Origin of the sequence: Alkalilimnicola ehrlichii MLHE-1 (assembly GCF_000014785.1) — a bacterium.
Lineage (GTDB): Bacteria > Pseudomonadota > Gammaproteobacteria > Nitrococcales > Halorhodospiraceae > Alkalilimnicola > Alkalilimnicola ehrlichii.
On record NC_008340.1, the window covers coordinates 2111792 to 2129432 of the forward strand.

The 17641-nt window shown below is 66.9% G+C and carries 16 protein-coding genes; 4 read left to right on the forward strand and 12 right to left on the reverse strand.

Annotation, left to right across the window (positions count from 1 at the left end; genetic code table 11):
- Nucleotides 1–3 precede the first annotated feature (3 nt).
- The 12 genes from lpxA to rpsB form a co-directional block, all read right to left on the reverse strand.
- Entirely contained in the window at nucleotides 4–780 is a 777-nt protein-coding gene (gene lpxA / locus MLG_RS09415) for an acyl-ACP--UDP-N-acetylglucosamine O-acyltransferase (protein WP_011629590.1), read from the reverse strand.
- Complete coding sequence (gene fabZ / locus MLG_RS09420; RefSeq protein WP_011629591.1) at nucleotides 777–1244, reverse strand: 3-hydroxyacyl-ACP dehydratase FabZ; 468 nt, start codon at nucleotides 1242–1244, stop codon at nucleotides 777–779. The genes lpxA and fabZ overlap by 4 nt, the downstream gene beginning before the upstream one ends.
- A 97-nt stretch (nucleotides 1245–1341) precedes the next feature.
- Nucleotides 1342–1821, reverse strand: a complete 480-nt coding sequence (locus MLG_RS09425; RefSeq protein WP_232209243.1) for an OmpH family outer membrane protein — start codon at nucleotides 1819–1821, stop codon at nucleotides 1342–1344.
- Nucleotides 1822–1896: 75 nt separating this feature from the next.
- On the reverse strand, nucleotides 1897–4227 hold the full coding sequence (gene bamA / locus MLG_RS09430) for an outer membrane protein assembly factor BamA (protein ID WP_041717997.1): 2331 nt from the start codon (nucleotides 4225–4227) through the stop codon (nucleotides 1897–1899).
- Nucleotides 4228–4320: 93 nt separating this feature from the next.
- Nucleotides 4321–5685, reverse strand: a complete 1365-nt coding sequence (rseP, locus tag MLG_RS09435; protein WP_011629594.1) for an RIP metalloprotease RseP — start codon at nucleotides 5683–5685, stop codon at nucleotides 4321–4323.
- 6 nt (nucleotides 5686–5691) lie between these two features.
- Nucleotides 5692–6897 (reverse strand): 1-deoxy-D-xylulose-5-phosphate reductoisomerase, encoded by a 1206-nt coding sequence (gene ispC, locus MLG_RS09440; protein ID WP_011629595.1) that lies wholly within the window; start codon nucleotides 6895–6897, stop codon nucleotides 5692–5694.
- Entirely contained in the window at nucleotides 6876–7706 is an 831-nt protein-coding gene (locus tag MLG_RS09445) for a phosphatidate cytidylyltransferase (protein ID WP_011629596.1), read from the reverse strand. The genes ispC and MLG_RS09445 overlap by 22 nt, the downstream gene beginning before the upstream one ends.
- The gene (locus MLG_RS09450) at nucleotides 7699–8472 is read right to left on the reverse strand and encodes an isoprenyl transferase (RefSeq protein ID WP_011629597.1); all 774 of its coding nucleotides are present in this window, start codon (nucleotides 8470–8472) and stop codon (nucleotides 7699–7701) included. Before MLG_RS09450 ends, MLG_RS09445 begins: the two co-directional genes overlap by 8 nt.
- 139 nt (nucleotides 8473–8611) lie before the next feature.
- Entirely contained in the window at nucleotides 8612–9169 is a 558-nt protein-coding gene (frr, locus tag MLG_RS09455) for a ribosome recycling factor (protein WP_011629598.1), read from the reverse strand.
- Complete coding sequence (gene pyrH, locus MLG_RS09460; RefSeq protein ID WP_011629599.1) at nucleotides 9166–9894, reverse strand: UMP kinase; 729 nt, start codon at nucleotides 9892–9894, stop codon at nucleotides 9166–9168. The genes frr and pyrH overlap by 4 nt, the downstream gene beginning before the upstream one ends.
- A gap of 75 nt (nucleotides 9895–9969) precedes the next feature.
- Complete coding sequence (tsf, locus tag MLG_RS09465; protein ID WP_011629600.1) at nucleotides 9970–10848, reverse strand: translation elongation factor Ts; 879 nt, start codon at nucleotides 10846–10848, stop codon at nucleotides 9970–9972.
- A gap of 85 nt (nucleotides 10849–10933) precedes the next feature.
- The gene (gene rpsB / locus MLG_RS09470) at nucleotides 10934–11680 is read right to left on the reverse strand and encodes a 30S ribosomal protein S2 (protein ID WP_011629601.1); all 747 of its coding nucleotides are present in this window, start codon (nucleotides 11678–11680) and stop codon (nucleotides 10934–10936) included.
- Nucleotides 11681–11921: 241 nt separating this feature from the next.
- Here rpsB and map point away from each other — a divergent pair, with 241 nt between their 5' ends.
- The 4 genes from map (at nucleotide 11922) to dapD (ending at nucleotide 17477) form a co-directional block, all read left to right on the forward strand.
- Entirely contained in the window at nucleotides 11922–12689 is a 768-nt protein-coding gene (gene map / locus MLG_RS09475) for a type I methionyl aminopeptidase (protein ID WP_011629602.1), read from the forward strand.
- Between the two features lie 3 nt (nucleotides 12690–12692).
- A complete protein-coding gene (gene glnD, locus MLG_RS09480; RefSeq protein ID WP_011629603.1) occupies nucleotides 12693–15377 on the forward strand; it encodes a [protein-PII] uridylyltransferase in 2685 nt (894 codons plus the stop codon).
- The gene (gene dapC, locus MLG_RS09485) at nucleotides 15374–16564 is read left to right on the forward strand and encodes a succinyldiaminopimelate transaminase (RefSeq protein WP_011629604.1); all 1191 of its coding nucleotides are present in this window, start codon (nucleotides 15374–15376) and stop codon (nucleotides 16562–16564) included. The genes glnD and dapC overlap by 4 nt, the downstream gene beginning before the upstream one ends.
- A 94-nt stretch (nucleotides 16565–16658) precedes the next feature.
- Nucleotides 16659–17477: a 2,3,4,5-tetrahydropyridine-2,6-dicarboxylate N-succinyltransferase gene (gene dapD / locus MLG_RS09490; protein ID WP_011629605.1), complete on the forward strand. Its 819-nt coding sequence runs from the start codon at nucleotides 16659–16661 to the stop codon at nucleotides 17475–17477.
- Nucleotides 17478–17641 lie beyond the last annotated feature (164 nt).

Consider the following 17641-nt stretch of genomic DNA (forward strand, 5'->3'; position numbering starts at 1 on the left):
GGGTTACCGCAGAATACCGCGATTGCTGGCGGCGATGAAGGCCGCCAGATGCTCGAGATCGGGGTTCTCTTTGCCCAGCAGCCGCAGTTCCTCCAGCGCGTCATCCAGGCGCTTGCCGGATTTGAAGATCAGCCGGTAGGCGCGCTTGAGCTCACGGATACGCTCCGGGCCCATGCCATGGCGCCGCAGCCCCACCACGTTGATGCCATGGGGTTGGGCCATGTGGCCGGACACGGTAGTGAAGGGCAGTACATCGCGGTTGATGACACTGCCGAAGCCGCAGAAGGCATAGGCACCGATGCGGCAAAACTGATGCACCAGGGCGAAACCACCCAGGATGGCGTGGTCTTCCACATCCACGTGGCCGGCCAGAGAGGCGGAATTGGCAAAGGTGATGTCGTTGCCCAAACGACAGTCATGGGCCACGTGGCTGTAGGCCATGATCCAGTTACGGTCACCCAGACGGGTCAGGCCGCCGGCCTCCGGCGTGCCCCGGTTGAGGGTGACGTACTCGCGGATCACGTTGTCGTCACCGATCTCCAGCCGGGTGGGCTCGCCGGCGTATTTCTTGTCCTGCGGGTCATCGCCGATGGAGGCGAAGGGGTGAATGCGGTTGTTCCGGCCCAGTCGGGTGGGCCCGTTGATCACCACGTGGGGGCCAACCCGTGTTCCGGCGCCCACCTGGACATCCGGCCCGATCACCGTGAAGGGTCCGACCGTCACCCCCTCGTCCAGTTCTGCCGAGGGGTCCACCACTGCCTTTGGATCGATCCGGGTCACGCCTCTTTCACCGTGCAGCGAATCTCGGCCTCGGCCGCCAGGGCATCACCCACCCAGGCCTGGGCCTGGAACATCCACAGCCCCCGCATCACCCGCTTGAGGCTGGCCTCCAGGCGGAGTTGATCGCCGGGCTCCACCGGGCGTTTAAACCGCGCCTTGTCGATCGCCACCAGATAGATAATGTGGTTACCCCCGAGTTCCTCCTGTTCGCTCTTGAAGGCAAGCATGCCACAGGCCTGGGCCATCGACTCCAGGATAAGCACCCCGGGCATCACCGGTTTCTGGGGAAAGTGGCCGGCGAAATAGGGCTCGTTGATGGTGACATTCTTGATCCCCACCAGCCGTTCCCGCTTGCTGAACGCCACCACCCGGTCGATCAGCAGCATAGGATAGCGGTGTGGCAGGTTCCGCATGATGTCATTGATATCCGGCAGGGCGATAGAGGTTTCCGTCGATGCGTTCAATGCTTAATCTTCCTTTCCGTCGTGTTCCTTGCGCGCGGCGGACCGCGGTGCGCCACGTGGCGACCGACCGGTGGGAACGGACTCCGGCGCGGGCGGACTATTGCGCGGTGCGGTGCTGTTGTTCCAGGCGCTCGATGACCTTATCGGTGATATCCACCTGCTCGCTGGCGAACACCACACCCTCGCTAAGCACCAGGTCGTAATCGTTGTCCCGGGCCACTTCGTGGATGGTCTCCAGGATGCGCCTCTGAAGCCGGCTCAGCTCCTCGTTGCGCCGCATGTTGAAGTCTTCGCGGAACTCCTCCTGACTGCGCCGGATCTCCCGCTGGCGGGAGGCCAGCTCCCGCTCCATGCGGCGCAGTTCCGCCTCGCTCATCGCCGCCGCTTCGCGGGTGAGGCGCCGTTCCAACTCGGCCACTTCCTGCTGAAGCTCCGCCAGTTGCTGATCGCGGCCGGAGAACTCGTCTTCGAGCAGGGCCCGGGCGGCATCGGCCTGAGGCGCCTCGGCGGTCACCCGTGCCGGGTTGACGAAACCGATGCGCAGCTCTGCGGCCACCGGCCAGGACAGCAGGCACAACAAAAGCCCCAGGAGCACGGGGCGCGCTAAACCGGTGTGTGTCGCTGCCATCACGCCATTGCCCGCCGATATCCGCTAAAACGAGGTGCCCAGGGAGAACTGGAAGCTTTCCGTGTCGTCGTCATTCGTGTCATTTAACGGTTCCGCTATGCTGAATGTCAATGCACCGATCGGTGACATCCAGGTGAGCCCCACCCCGGCAGAGGCACGCAGCTCATCCAGGTTGACGCTGTCAAGGTTGTCGGGAAAGACCTCTTCGCTGCCGGTGTAGAGGTCGCCGCGCGTCTGGTAGACCTGCCCCGCGTCCAGGAAGAGCGACATACGCACCGACTCGGCCTCGGTGAACGGCGGCGGGAAGAACAGCTCGGCGCTGCCGAGGATACGCACGTTACCCCCCTGGGGCCGGTCATTGCCGTTCTCCAGCGACCGCGGGCCCAGGAAGTTGGCGCGATAGCCGCGCACCGTCGAGACACCGCCACCGTAATAGTGCTCGAAGAAGGGCAGGCGGCTGGTATCACCATAGCCGTCGCCATAGCTGATCGAGCCGTCCACCGAGAAGGTGAGGTTCTCACTGACGGGCCAGAAGCGCCGGTGGCTGTAGCTGGTCTTGAAGAAGGTGAGATCCAGCCCCGGCACGCTGACCTCGCCGCTCAGACGCTGCCGGCCGCCGCGTCGCGGGAAGATGGCCCGGTCGCGGGTGTCGCGGGTCCAGGCCGCCTCCAGCTTGAGCATATCGAAGCGGTTGCCCTCGTCTTCGAGGAAGTCGGTGATCCGGGGCGGGGTGTTCTCCCGCTCTTCGATATCCATGTGCTCGTAGGCCAGATCCACCGAGATCCGGTCGTTGTTGGTAATCGGGATCCCCAGACCGCCGCCGGCACGGATGGAGGTCAAGCCGAAATCGGAGAGGTCCGCCCGCCGGGCGCGCGTCTCCCGGTAACTGCCGAAGAACCGCCGGGAGACCCCGTCCAGGGTGTAGTAGCGGTCGGTATAGGAGGCCGAGTAGATGGTGTTCACCCGGCTGTTGTTGATCTCCAGGCTCATGCGGTCCCCAGTGCCCAGCACGTTGTCCTGGGCCACGCCGAGGTTGAGCAGCAGGCCCTGGCTCTCGCCATAACCGATACCGGCGGTCAGGCTGCCGGACATGCGCTCCACCACGTCGACGTCCACATCCACCTCGTCGTCGCTGCCGGGCACCTGCGGGGTCTCGATATTGACCCGGTCGAAAAAGCCCGTGCGGTCCAACTGGGTCTGCGACTCGCGCAGGGCCGCGGTGTTGAGCGCCGCCCCTTCCAACTGGCGCAGCTCACGGCGGACGACCTCGTCCTGGGTCCGCTCATTGCCGGAGATATTGATGCGGCGGACATAGACCCGCCGCCCCGGGTCGACCACATAGGTCAGGTCCACCACCCCACGGTCCTCGTCGACCTGGGGCCGAATCCCGACGTTGGAGAAGGCATACCCCTCCTCACCCAGGCGGTTCTGCATGGCCCGGCTCGCGGCCTGCGCCCGGGAGCGTGAATAGACGTCACCGAACTCCAGTTCAAAGAAGCCCTCCAGCTCCTCGCGCTCGACGATGAGATCGCCGACCACGTTCATCTCGCCCACGGTGAATTGCTGGCCCTCGGAGAGGTTCACGGTGATGTGGACATCCTCGCGATCCGGGCTGATGGAGACCTGGGTGGAGGTGACCGCAAAGTTGATGTAGCCCTGGTCCATGTAGAAGCTACGCAGGTCTTCCAGGTCGTTCCCAAGCCGGTCGCGGGCGTAGCGGTGGCGATCGGAGAAGAAGTGCCACCAGCGGCGGGGGCGCAGTTCCATCTGCCGGCGCAGCTGGCGCTCGCTGAAGGTCTCATTGCCGACGAAGTGGATCTCACGGATCGCCGCCACCGGCCCCTCGTCGATATCCAGGCGCACCGCCACCCGGTTGCGCTCCAACGGCGAGATGGTGCTCTCGACGGAGACATCGTACTTACCGCGGCTGAAGTAGAGCTGGCGCAGTTCCCGTTCGATGTCGGCCAGGCGGAACCGGTCAAAGACCTGGCCCTCCGCCAGCCCGGCGGCCGCCAGCGCATCGAGGATGTCGTCACTGCGGATCTCGTCGTTGCCGCGAATCTCGATCCGGGCCACCGAAGGCCGCTCCATGACCGAGACCACCAGCACGCCATTGTCACGGCTCAGTTCGATGTCGCGGAAAAAGCCCGTCTCGTACAGCGCCCGGATAGACTCGGCGGCCCGTTCACTGTCGATGGTCTCCCCCACCTCCAGCGGCAGGTAGTTGAAAACCGTGCCCTCTGCGATGCGCTGCAGGCCATCCACTCGAATCCCCTCCACCTGGAAGGGGTCAAAGGCCTGGGCCGAAGGGGCGGCCAGGGCCAGCAACAATGCGGGTAGCAGTGGTCGTCGCATCGACTCTCGTCCAATCTGAACCGGCGGGACAGGGTCCGCGCCGGTGCGGAAAATGTGGGCGATAGGCACCGGGGCCCCCCCGGCAGTCCCCGTTTAGCCGCCGAACAGGCGCGCCAGGTCGTTGTAGAACGCCAGTCCCATGAGCAGGAACAGCATCAGCAGCCCCACCTGCTGGCCCACCGCCTGGGCGTACTCCGACAGCGGCTTGCCGCGTACGGCCTCGACCGCGAAATAGAGCAAGTGCCCGCCGTCCAGGATGGGGATCGGCAACAGGTTGATGATCCCCAGACTGATACTGACGATGGCGAGGAAGCCCAGGAAGGGTACCACGCCCAGCGAGGCGGTATCGCCCGCAAACTGCCCGATGGTGAGCGGGCCGCTAAGATTCTGCAGCGAGGCCTGGCCGATCACCATACGGCCGAGGATCTTCACCGTCAGCACGCTGGCATCCCAGGTGGAGGACAGGCCATGGCCCAGCGCCCCGACCGGTCCGTATTGGACCTCGCGGTAGAGCCGGTCATAGGCCCCCTCCGGCACCTCGGGGGCCACCCCAAGCTGACCGATGGTGCGCCCGGCCGCCTCCACGCTGTCCAGCCGCGTATCGATGGTCTCCTGACGGCCGTCGCGCTCGATCGTGAGGGTCAGAACCTCGCCCGGATGGTGCTCGATCCACTCGACCAGCTCACGCCATTCCGCCACCGGCTCGCCCTCCACCGAGACGATGCGGTCGCCGGCCATGAGCCCGGCCCGGGCCGCGGGCCCGTCATCCACCACACGGCCGAGCACCGGGTCCAAGGCCGGGGTCCAGGGACGGAAACCGGCCTGCGCCAGCAGATTGTCCGCCCGCCCGATCTCACCGGCCAGGGTCATGTCCAGCACCAGACTGCGGGCACGGCCGTCCTCGCCCCGGACCTCCACCGGGATGTCGGCGCGGTGAAAGCCGGCATCCACCAGCGCCATGGCGGTGCGCTGCCAGGTGGGGGTCTCGCGGCCGCCGATGGCGAGCAGCTCATCGCCCTCCTGAAAACCGGCCTCAGCCGCCGGCGTGTTCTCCGCCACCGGCCCCAGGACCGGGCGCATCTCGACAGTGCCGAGCAGGCCGATGGCCATGTAAGCGAGCACTGCGAACAGGAAATTGAACAAGGGTCCGGCGAGCACCACGGCGGTGCGCTTGTACAGCGGCTGGACGTTGAAGGCGCGGTGGCGTTCGGCCTCGGGCACCTCGGCCTCGCGTTCGTCCAGCATCTTCACGTAGCCGCCGAGCGGGATCGCGGCAATGACGTATTCGGTGCGATCCGCCCCACGGCGCCAGCGCAACAGCGGCCGGCCGAAGCCCACCGAGAAGCGCAGCACCTTGATGCCGGCCCGCCGGGCCACCCAGAAATGGCCGAACTCGTGCACCGTGACCAGGATGCCAATGGCCACGACGAACGCCAGTATGCTCCAGAGGATGCCCATCGTCTGTTATCCCGCCTCTCGCCGCACGACCTGCAGGGCCACCGACCGCGCCTCGTTGTCCACCCCGCGGATGGCCTCCAGGTCGGCCGCCGCCGGCCCGCCACTCATCCGCTCCAGTACTTCCGCCACCACGACGGCGATCCGGGTATAACCGATCTCCCCGTGCAGGAAGGCCTCCACCGCCACCTCATTGGCGGCGTTGAGCACCGCACAGGCGTGCCCCCCGGCCTCCAGCGCATCGTAGGCCAACTGCAGGCAGGGGAAACGGCGCGGGTCAGGCGCCTCGAAGTCCAGGCGCGCCAATGCGGCCAGGTCCAACGACTCCGCACCCGATACCAATCGCTCGGGCCAGCCCAGGGCATGGGCAATCGGTATCCGCATATCCGGCTGGCCCAGCTGGGCCAGCAGCGAGCCATCCCGATACTCCACCAGGGAGTGCACGATGCTCTGTGGATGAATGACCACATCCACACGCCCGGGTTCCGCCGAGAACAACCGGCAGGCCTCAATCAGCTCCAGGCCCTTGTTCATCATGGTCGCCGAGTCCACCGAGATTTTGCGCCCCATGGACCAATTGGGATGGGCGCAGGCCTCGTCCGGGGTCACCTGGGCGAGGGTCTCCGGTGCCCGGGCCCGGAACGGTCCGCCGGAGGCGGTGAGGATCAGCCGGCGGATCCCCAGGCTGTCGAGATCGCGGGCCGGATAGGCCTCGGGCAGGCACTGGAAGATGGCGTTGTGCTCACTGTCCACCGGCAGCACCACGGCCCCATGGGCGCGGGCCTCGGCCATGAACAGCTCGCCGGCCATAACCAGCACCTCCTTGTTGGCGAGCAGGATCCGGCGGCCGTCCCGGGCGGCGGCCAGGGTGGGCATCAACCCGGCGGCCCCGACAATGGCGGCGACCACGCAGTCCACGCCAGGCCAGGTCGCCGCCTCGATCAACCCGGCCTCGCCCCCGGCCACCCGCACACCGGGGAGGTCGTCACCGAGCTGGCGGCGCAGCGCCACGGCCGCGTCCGGGTCGGCCATCACCGCCAGCTCCGGCCGAAACCGGCGACAAAGGCCCGCCATGCCTGCCACGTCCCGATGAGCGGCCAGCGCCCGGACCCGGAATCGGTCCGGGTGGCGCGCCACCACGTCGAGCGTGCTGGTGCCAATGGAGCCGGTGGCTCCCAGGATGCTCAATCCGGTTACAGCGTCGTGTGCCACCATGTCAGTCCCAGTGCCAGTAGCGGCGCGGCGGCCGTCAGGCTGTCGATCCGGTCCAGGATGCCCCCATGACCGGGCAGCAGGGTACCGCTGTCCTTGACCCCGCGCTGGCGTTTCAACAGGCTCTCGAAGAGATCCCCGACCACCGACAGGGCCACGGTCACCAGGATCAGGAGCACGAGCAGGCCCGCCCCCGGCCCCGGTACGGCAAACACCATCGATAGCACTAGACCGGCGACCACCGCTGCCAGCAATCCCCCGGCCACCCCTTCCCAGGTCTTGCCCGGGCTGACCCGGGGCGCCAGCTTATGCCGGCCCAGGCTGCGACCCGCGAAGTAGGCGCCGGTGTCGGCGCCCCAGACCAGCACGAAGAGGAAGGTGACCCAGAAGCCGCCATGCCCGCTGCCGCCCTGCAACCACAACAACCCCATCCAGGCAGGCCAGAGCACGCACCAGCCCACCAGGACCAACACCGCATCCGAAGGGCCACCGCGGGCCCCGCCGGTACCGGCGTAGCGCAGCAGCCAGACCAGTGCCACCGCCCACCAGGCGGCGGCAAAGACAAAGATCGGAAGCATCGCGCCATCGGCCTGAAACCACCACCAGCCGGGAATCAATGTGGCGGTCAGCCCGACCAGCCAGAGCGCCCGGCGGCGGCTGTCGTTGGCGCGGAGAAAGCCCCCCCACTCCCAGGCGGCCAGCAGCAAGACCACGGTGTAGAGCAGCATCACCGCCGGCAACGGCCAGGTCCACACCGCCCAGAGCACCAGCGGAATCAGGACGGCCGCGGTGAGCAGTCGCTGCTTAAGCACGTCCCGACTCCGTCTGCAACTGATCGGAGGTGCGCCCGAAGCGGCGCTCCCGGCCGGCGAAGTCCGCCAGGGCCTCGTCCAGGTGGTCGGTGGTGAAGGCTGGCCAGAGCACCGGCGTGAAGTAGAGCTCGGTGTAGGCCAACTGCCAGAGCATGAAGTTGCTGATCCGGCGCTCGCCACCGGTGCGGATGAACAAGTCCGGCTCCGGCAGCTCAGCCAGGCAGACCTCCTTACCCAGGGTCTCGGTGGTTATCTCGTCGGGCTGCAGGTGACCCGCCTGCACCGCCTCTGCCAGACGCCGGGCGGCATTGGCGATGTCCCAGCGCCCGCCGTAGCTTGCCGCCACGTTGAGTTGGAGACCGGTGTTGTCGCGGGTCAGCGCCTCGGCATCCGCCAGGCGCTGCTGCAGGCGGCGGGGAAAGTCCTCCCGGGCCCCCATGAAGCGCAGGCGGACATCATTGCGGTGCAGCCGGGCCGACTCCTTGTCGAGCGTACTCAGGAAGAGCTCCATCAGGACGCTCACCTCCTTGCGGGGCCGCCGCCAGTTCTCACTGCTGAATGCGAACAGGGTCAGGGCGTGGATCCCGAGACGGCCGCAATGCTCCACCACCCGGCGCACCGTGGCGGCACCGGCCCGGTGGCCGGCATGGCGCGGCAGCCCACGCGCCCGGGCCCAGCGGCCGTTGCCGTCCATGATGATGGCCACATGTTCAGGCAGGGGCCCGTCGGCTGAAACCTGCGCATCGTTTGCGGTTTTTCTGCCCATCGACTTCCCGGTACAGGAGGCGGTCATCCCAGCCCCCGAATAAACGGCAAGACCCCGGCGGTGAGCGGCACCGGCGGGGCCTGCCCGGACCCATTGGACGGGGAACGCCGCCCCGCCGTCGCGAACGCTACCGCCCGCGTCAGATCTCCATGAGTTCCTTCTCCTTCTCCTGAAGGATGCGGTCCACTTCACCGGTGTACTTGTCGGTGAGCTTCTGGATGGCATCCTCGCCGCCGCGCTCCTCGTCCTCGGAGATCTCCTTCTCCTTGAGCAGTTCCTTGAGATCGGAGTTGGCGTCACGGCGGATATTGCGGATGGCCACCCGGGCCTGCTCCGCCTCACTGCGCACCACCTTGACCAGCTCCTTGCGCCGGTCCTCGGTGAGCGGTGGCATCGGGATGCGGATCACCGTACCGGCGGTCGTCGGCGTGAGCCCCAGATCGGAGCTCTGGATCGCCTTCTCCACCTCCGGGACCATGCTCTTCTCAAATGGGATCACCGACAGGGTGCGGGCGTCCTCCACCTTGACCGATGCGGCCTGATTGAGCGGCACCTCGGTACCGTAGTAGGTCACGCTGATGTGATCCAGCAGGTTGGTATGAGCACGGCCGGTGCGGATCTTGCGAAGCTCCGCGCGGAAGGCCTCGATGCTCTTCTTCATCCGCGTCTCGGCGTCCTTACGAATCTCGTCAATCACAGCTCGTCTCCCCTCTCGACGATGGTGCCCGTGCGCTGGCCGGTGATCACGTCCACCAGCGCGCCCGGCGAGGTAATGTCAAACACCATGATGCGCATGTTCTGATCCCGGCAGAGCACCACGGCGGTGGCGTCCATGACCATCAGCCGGTCTTCCAGGACCTGATCGTAGGTCAGCAGTTCGTATCGACGGGCATCCGGGTCCCGGGTCGGGTCGGCGCTGTAGACACCGTCCACCTTGGTGCCCTTGAGCATGATGTCAGCACCGACCTCGATGGCGCGGAGACTGGCGGCCGAGTCGGTGGTGAAGAAGGGGTTACCGGTGCCGGCGGCAAAGACCACCACCCGCCCCTTTTCCAGGTGGCGGATGGCACGTCGGCGGATGTAATCCTCGCAGACCTGGTTGATCTTGACCGCGGACATCACCCGACAATAGACGCCTTCGTGCTCCAGGGCATCCTGCAGGGCCAGCCCGTTCATCACGGTGGCCAGCATGCCCATATGGTCGGCGGTGACCCGATCCATGCCGGCAGCGGCCAGGCCGGCACCGCGAAAGATGTTGCCGCCACCGATCACCAGGGCGATCTCCACCCCCATGCGGCTGACCTCGGCCACCTCGTGGGCGATACGCCGGATCACATCCGGGCTGATACCGTAAGCGGCGTCGCCCATGAGGGCCTCGCCGCTGAGCTTGAGGAGTATGCGTTTGTACTGGGGCTGGCTCATCGTGGTATCCCTATCGTCCGGCTGGAGTATACCGGACGCCCCGTCCCCGGGGCGTCCCTCTTCAGGCCTGGACGATCAGGAGCCGCGCGCCTGTGCCATCACCTCTTCGGCAAAGTTCTCTTCCTTCTTCTCCTTGCCCTCGCCCACCTCGTAGCGGACGAAACGAGCCACCTTGGCACCGGCGCCCTTGAGCAGCTCGCCGACGGTCTGATCCGGGTCCTTGACGAAGGGCTGGCCGACCAGGGTCTGCTCATTGATGAACTTCTTCAACCGGCCCTGGACCATCTTCTCGATGATCTCCTCCGGCTTGCCGGACTCGCGGGCCTGCTCGACCAGGATCGCCTTCTCCTTCTCGATGACCTCGGCCGGCATGTCGTCCTCGGAGACACACTCGGGCTTACTGGCGGCCACATGCATGGCCACGTCCCGGGCCAGCTGCTCGTCGCCGCCCTCCAGCTCCACCATGACGCCGATGCGGCTGCCATGCAGATACTGGGCGACGGTGTTGCCGCTGCTGCCGTAGCGCACGAACCGGCGCACCTGGATGTTCTCGCCGATCTTGGCCACCAGCTCCTTGGTGGCGGTGGCCAGGTCCTGCCCGTTCAGCTCGCAGGCCATCAGGGCCTCGAGATCCTCGGGCTTCTCCTCCAGGGCCAGCCGCGCCACGCCGTCGGCGAAGGCCAGGAAGTCGTCGCTCTTGGCCACGAAATCGGTCTCGCTGTTGATCTCCACCAGCACACCGCTGTGGCCGTCCTCGCTGCGCTTGGCGGCGATGATGCCCTCGGCGGCGATGCGGCCGGACTTCTTGTCGGCCTTGGCCAGGCCCTTCTTGCGCATGAGCTCGACGGCGGCATCCAGATCGCCGTCGGTCTCCACCAGCGCCTTCTTGCACTCCATCATGCCGGAGCCGGTGCGCTCGCGCAGTTGCTTTACCAGAGATGCGGAAATCGCCATGGTTCCTTAACCCCTCAATGTCAGGTGTCGATACGGCGGACCGACGCCCGCCGCATGCTGTTGTGCAGTACCGTGGCCGCCGGGCTCAGCCCTGCTGCTCGGTGGCCTCGTCCACCTCGACGAAGTCGTCATCGCCGCCGGGACGCGCAGTGGCCGTCTTTGCCTCGAGCACGGCATCGGCCGCGCCGCTCAGATAGAGCTGGATGGCACGGATGGCGTCGTCGTTGCCCGGAATGACGTAGTCGACTTCGCGCGGGGAGTTGTTGGTATCAACCACGGCCACCACCGGGATACCCAGCTTGCGGGCCTCCTGTACGGCGATGTGCTCGAAGCCCACGTCGATGACGAACATCGCGTCCGGCAGACCGTTCATGTCCTTGATGCCGGAGAGGGTGCGATTGAGCTTCTCCATCTCGCGGCTCAGCGACAGCGCCTCGCGCTTGGTCAGCTTATCGAAGGTGCCGTCCTCGGCCTGGGCCTCCAGGTCTTTCAGGCGGCGGATGGAGCCCTTGACGGTGCGGAAGTTGGTGAGCATGCCGCCGAGCCAGCGGTGATCGACATAGGGCATGCCGCAGCGGGAGGCCTCCTCGCGCACGGCCTTGCGGGCGGAGCGCTTGGTACCGACGAACAGCACCTTGCCACCCTCGGCGGCCAGACGGCCGACGTAGTTCATGGCCTCCTGGTACAGGGGCAGGGTCTTTTCCAGGTTGATGATGTGGATCTTGTTACGCTGGCCGAAGATGTAGGGGGCCATCTTCGGGTTCCAGTAACGGGTCTGGTGGCCGAAATGAACGCCGGCCTCCAGCATGTCACGCATGCTGACATTCGCCATGAGTATAAACTCCTGATTTTACGGGTTACGCCTCCATACACCCTCTCGCGACGACCCCCGGCGGCAAGCCGCTGGGGCACCCGGCCGCGAGTGCCGGTGTATGTGTGGATTTGCCGCGCCGACAATAGCGGGCGGCGGGTATTTGCCTGAACGGCCGGCGCTTTATACCATAATCGGCTGACCGCCACAATTTCGCCCACCAGCCGGAGGCGCCCGCCGCGCCGTGATACCATCCCCAGCCATGAGCGTAGTCATCAAAACCCCAGAAGAAATCGAACGCATGCGCGAAGCCGGCCGGCTGGCCGCGAGCGTGCTGGACATGATCGGTGAGCACATCCGCCCCGGGGTCACCACCGAACACCTGGACGCCCTGTGTCACGATTACATGGTGAACGAACTGGAGGTGGTGCCGGCCCCGCTGAACTATCGCGGCTTCCCCAAGGCCACCTGCACCTCCGTCAACCACGTGGTCTGCCACGGCATCCCCGGCCCCAAGAAGCTGCGCAAAGGCGATATCCTGAACATCGACATCACCGTCATCAAGGACGGCTGGCACGGCGATACCAGCCGGATGTTCTTCGTCGGTGAGCCCAGCATCAAGGCACGACGGCTGGTCGAGGTCACCAAGGAGTGTCTCTGGAAGGGCATCGAGCAGGTCCGCCCCGGGGCCACCCTGGGGGACATCGGCCACGCCATCCAGACCTGGGCCGAGCGCCACAATTACTCGATCGTGCGCGAGTACTGCGGCCACGGCATCGGCCAGCAGTTCCACGAGGACCCGCAGGTGCTGCACTACGGCGAGCCGGGCCAGGGGCTGCGCCTGGAGGAGGGCATGACCTTCACCATCGAACCCATGGTCAACGCCGGCAAGCCCGGCACCAAGCTGCTGCGCGACAACTGGACGGCGGTGACCCGTGACCGCAGCCTGTCAGCGCAGTGGGAGCACACCCTGGCGGTGACCGCTGACGGCTACGATGTGCTGACGGTCACCGACCGTTACCCCGGCTGAACGATGACCGTCCACACCGCAGTAACGGCGGGCGAGTTGTTCGACGCCCACGCCCTGGACACCGCCCTGGAGCGGGGCGAGCCGGCGATCCCGGCCCTGCGCCGGGCCCTCGAGGAGGGGGACCGGGCACTGGCCGGGCAATTCCATGCCGGCACCCCCGCTGCCGAACTGGTGCCGCGCCGCGCCTACCTGATGGACCGCATCATTCGCCGGCTGTGGGCCCAACACCTACAGCATGCCGAGGACCGCTGCGCCCTGGTGGCGGTGGGTGGCTACGGCCGCGGCGAGTTGCACCCGGGCTCGGATGTGGATGTCATGATCCTGATCGAGCCCGATGCCCGCGAGGCGTTGGGCGATGCCCTGGAGGGGATGATCACCGCCCTCTGGGACCTGGGCCTGGAGGTGGGCCACAGCGTGCGCAGTATCGAGGACTGCGTGCGCGAGGCGGAGATGGACATCACCGTGGCCACCAATCTGATGGAGGCACGCCTGCTCTGCGGCAGCGCCGCCCTCTTCCAGACCATGCGCCAGGTGACCGGCCCCGACCGGCTGTGGCCCTCGCGGGCCTTTTTCGAGGCCAAGTGGGCCGAGCAGGTGGCCCGTCACCAGAAGTATCACGACACCGCCTACAACCTGGAGCCCAACATCAAGAGCAGCCCCGGCGGGTTGCGCGACATCCAGATGGTGGGCTGGGTGGCCAAGCGCCATTTCCGCGCCAACACCCTGCGCGCCCTGGTCGATCAGCGGTTTCTCACCGAGCAGGAGTTTGACGCGCTGATCGCCGGGCAGAACTTCCTGTGGGATATCCGCTACGCCCTGCACCTGCTGGCTGGCCGTCGCGAGGACCGACTGCTGTTCGACCACCAGACCCAACTCGCCGAGCAGTTCGGCTACCGCGACCGCGAGCACAATCTCGCGGTCGAGCAGTTCATGCAGCGCTACTTCCGTACGGTGATGGAGCTCTCCCGGCTCAACGAGATGCTCCTGCAGCTGTTCCAGGAAGCCATTCTCTACGCCGGCGAGCACGAGGCCCCGGTGCTGCTCAACAAGCGCTTCCAGTCCCGGCGCGGGTTTCTGGAAGTCACCCATAAGAACGTCTTCCGGCGCTACCCCTTCGCCCTGCTGGAAGTGTTCCTGGTGATGCAGCAGCACCCGGAACTGAAAGGGGTGCGCGCCTCCACCATCCGGCTGATCCGCCAATACCGCAATCTGATCGACCAGCGCTTTCGCAAGGACCTGCGCGCCCGCAGCCTGTTCATGGAGATCATGCGCCAGCCCCGCGGGCTCACCCACGAGCTGCGCCGAATGCACCGCTACGGGGTGCTGGGCCGCTACATCCCGGCCTTCGGTCAAATCACCGGGCGCATGCAGTACGACCTGTTCCATGTCTACACCGTGGACAGCCACACCCTGTTCGTGGTGCGCAATCTCCGGCGCTTCGCCATCCCCCGGCACGCCCACGAGTTCCCGCAGTGCAATACCATCATGGCGCGGCTGCCCAAGCCGGAGCTGCTCTACCTGGCGGCGCTGTTCCACGACATCGCCAAAGGGCGCGGCGGCGACCACTCCGAGCTCGGCGCGCGGGATGCCTACGATTTCTGCATCCAGCACGGGCTGGGGGCGTACGATGCCCGCCTGGTGAGCTGGCTGGTGCGCAGCCACCTGCTGATGTCCATGACCGCCCAGCGCAAGGACATCTCCGACCCGGAGGTGATCACTGAGTTCGCCCGGCGGGTGGGCGACCAGATCCACCTGGACTACCTCTATCTGCTCACCGTGGCGGACATCCGCTCCACCAACCCGTCGCTGTGGAACTCCTGGCGGGACGCGCTGCTGGCCGAGCTCTATGTGCTCACCAAGCGGGCCCTGCGCCGGGGTCTGGGCAACCCCATCGACAAACGGGAGCTGATCAACGAGACCCAGGCCCAGTCCCGCCGCCGGCTGCGTCAGCGCGGCCTCCACCACATGACCGTGCGCGCCATCTGGCGCCGGCTGGCGGACGACTACTTCCTGCGCCACTCGGCCGAGGAGATCGCCTGGCACACCGAGGCCATCGCCGCCGCCCGGCCAGAGGACCTGCCCATCGTTTTGGTGAAACAGCGCGGTCCCCGTGGCGGAACCGAGTTGTTCATCTACGCCCGGGACAACCGCTACGTGTTCGCCCGCACGGTCTCCACCCTGGATCGGCTGGGGTTGAACATCCAGGACGCGCGGATCATCACCACCGACCAGGGCTACACCCTGGACAGCTATCTGGTGCTGGAGGACAACGGCGAGCCGGTTACTGACGAGGGCCGTTGCCGGGAGATGGTCGAGCGCCTGCGCACCAGCCTGGCCGATGCCCACCGGCCACCGGACTTGGCCGAGCACCGCCTGCCGCGGCGGCTCAAGCACTTTTCCACGCCCACACAGATCAACTTCAGCACCGACGGGCCCAACCAGCGCACCGTGCTGGAACTGATCACCGGCGACCGGCCCGGCCTGCTGGCCCAGGTGGGTCAGGCCTTCAGTCAGTGCCGGGTCAAGCTGAAGAACGCCAAGATCGCCACCATCGGCGAGCGGGCCGAGGACGTCTTCTTTATCACCGACGACCAGGATGAACCGCTGGCCGACCCAGTGCAGTTCCGCTGTCTGCGCGACGTCCTGTCCGACTGCCTGGAGAATACCGGCGAGGGCACCTCCCAATGAGCAATCCCGACCTGGACCGCCTGCAGCCCTACCCCTTTCAGCGCCTGGCCGCCCTGCGCGAAGGCGTGCAGCCGCCCGCCGATCGCGACATGATCAGCCTGGCCATGGGCGAACCGCGCCACCCGGCGCCGGGGTTCGTGGCCGAGGCCCTGATCGAACACACCCACGGACTCGCCCGCTACCCGGCCACCCGGGGCGACACCGCCCTGCGCGAGGCCATCTGCAGCTGGCTCAGCAGCCGCTTCCAGGTGCCGGCCGGCTGGCTCGACCCGGAACGCCACGCCCTGCCGGTCAACGGCACCCGCGAGGCGCTGTTCGCCTTTGCCCAGGCCATGGTGGACCGCGGGCGCCCTGGCGCCCGGGTACTCATGCCCAACCCCTTTTATCAGATCTACGAGGGGGCAGCGCTGCTGGCCGGTGCCGAGCCGCGCTATCTGGACGCCACGCCGGGCGGCCAGCCCGATTTCGATGCCGTGCCCGCCGCGGCCTGGCGCGACTGCCAGCTCCTCTACATCTGCACCCCGGGCAACCCCACGGGGGCGGTGCTGGACAACGCGCAGCTGCAACGGTTGATCCGGCTGGCCGACGAGCACGATTTCATCATCGCCGCCGACGAGTGCTACTCGGAGATCTATCCCGACGAGGCCAACCCGCCACCGGGCCTGCTGCAGGCCTGTGCGGCGATGGGGCGCAGCGGCTTTGAGCGCTGCGTGGTCTTCCACAGCCTGTCCAAGCGCTCGAACCTGCCCGGGCTGCGCTCCGGCTTCGTGGCCGGCGATGCCGAGCTGCTGGCGGGCTTCCTGCTCTACCGCACCTATCACGGCTGCGCCATGCCCCCGGCCACCCAGGCCGCCAGTATCGCCGCCTGGTCGGATGAGGCCCATGTGCGGGAGAACCGCGCCCTGTACCGGCAGAAGTTCGACGCGGTGCTGGACATCCTGGGTAAGCCGCTGGGCCTGGAACGCCCGCAAGCGGGGTTCTATCTCTGGCCGGAGGTGCCGGAACGGGATACGGATTTCACCCTGGGGTTATGGCGCGAGGAGCACGTGGCGGTACTCCCTGGCAGTTTTCTCGCCCGTGACGGGGGCACCGGCAACCCGGGGGCGCGGCGGGTGCGCATGGCGCTGGTGGCCGAGCCCGAGGCCTGTGTAGTGGCGGCGCAGCGTATCCGCCGCTACCTGCAATAGTTGTCGATTTGGTTATCATGACCGGCTCCGCCGGGACCCCATCAACGGGGCCGGGCCGCCGGGTTGAACAGTCATAGCACAGGAGCAGAACACCATGCAGGATCTCAAACAGACCATCGAAACCGCGTTCGAGAACCGGGGCGAGCTCAGCCCCGCCAGCGCACCCGCCGCGGTGCGGGAGGCCGTGGAGCAGGCACTGGCCATGCTGGATCGCGGCGAGGCCCGGGTGGCCGAGAAGCGCGATGGCGACTGGGTGGTCAATGAGTGGCTGAAGAAGGCGGTGCTGCTCTCGTTCCGGCTGAACGACAACGAGATCATCCGCGGCGGGGCCACCAACTTCTTCGATAAGGTGCCGCTGAAATTCGCCGACACCAACAGCGAGCAGATGCGCGCCAGCGGGGTGCGGGTGGTGCCGCCGGCAATGGCCCGGCGCGGTGCCTATATCGGCCCCGGTGCGGTGCTGATGCCCTCTTACGTCAATATCGGCGCCTATGTGGACGAGGGGACCATGGTGGACACCTGGGCCACCGTGGGTTCCTGCGCCCAGATCGGCAAGAATGTGCACCTCTCCGGCGGCGTCGGGATCGGCGGCGTGCTGGAGCCGCTGCAGGCCGCGCCCACCATCATTGAGGACAACTGCTTTATCGGTGCCCGTTCCGAGGTCGTGGAGGGGGTGATCGTGGAGGAAGGTGCAGTGATCTCCATGGGGGTCTACATCGGCCAGAGCACCAAGATCTACAACCGCGAGACCGGTGAGGTGACTTACGGCCGGGTGCCGAAGGGCGCGGTGGTGGTGCCGGGCAGCCTGCCGGCGAAGGACGGCAGCCACAGCCTGTACTGTGCGGTGATCATCAAGCAGGTGGACGCGCAGACCCGCTCCAAGGTGGGGATCAACGAGCTGCTGCGGCCGTAAGGTCTGCCTGCCGGGTATCCGTTTCTATCCGCTTCGCCCGGGGCGGCTTCAGCCCGGGGCGGGGCGCCCCACAGGGGGACGCTGCGAGTACATCCCTGTAAGCTCGTCGGCGGCCATCCCTGGCCGCCGACGCCCCCTGTGGGGCGCCCCGCCCCGGGCTGAAG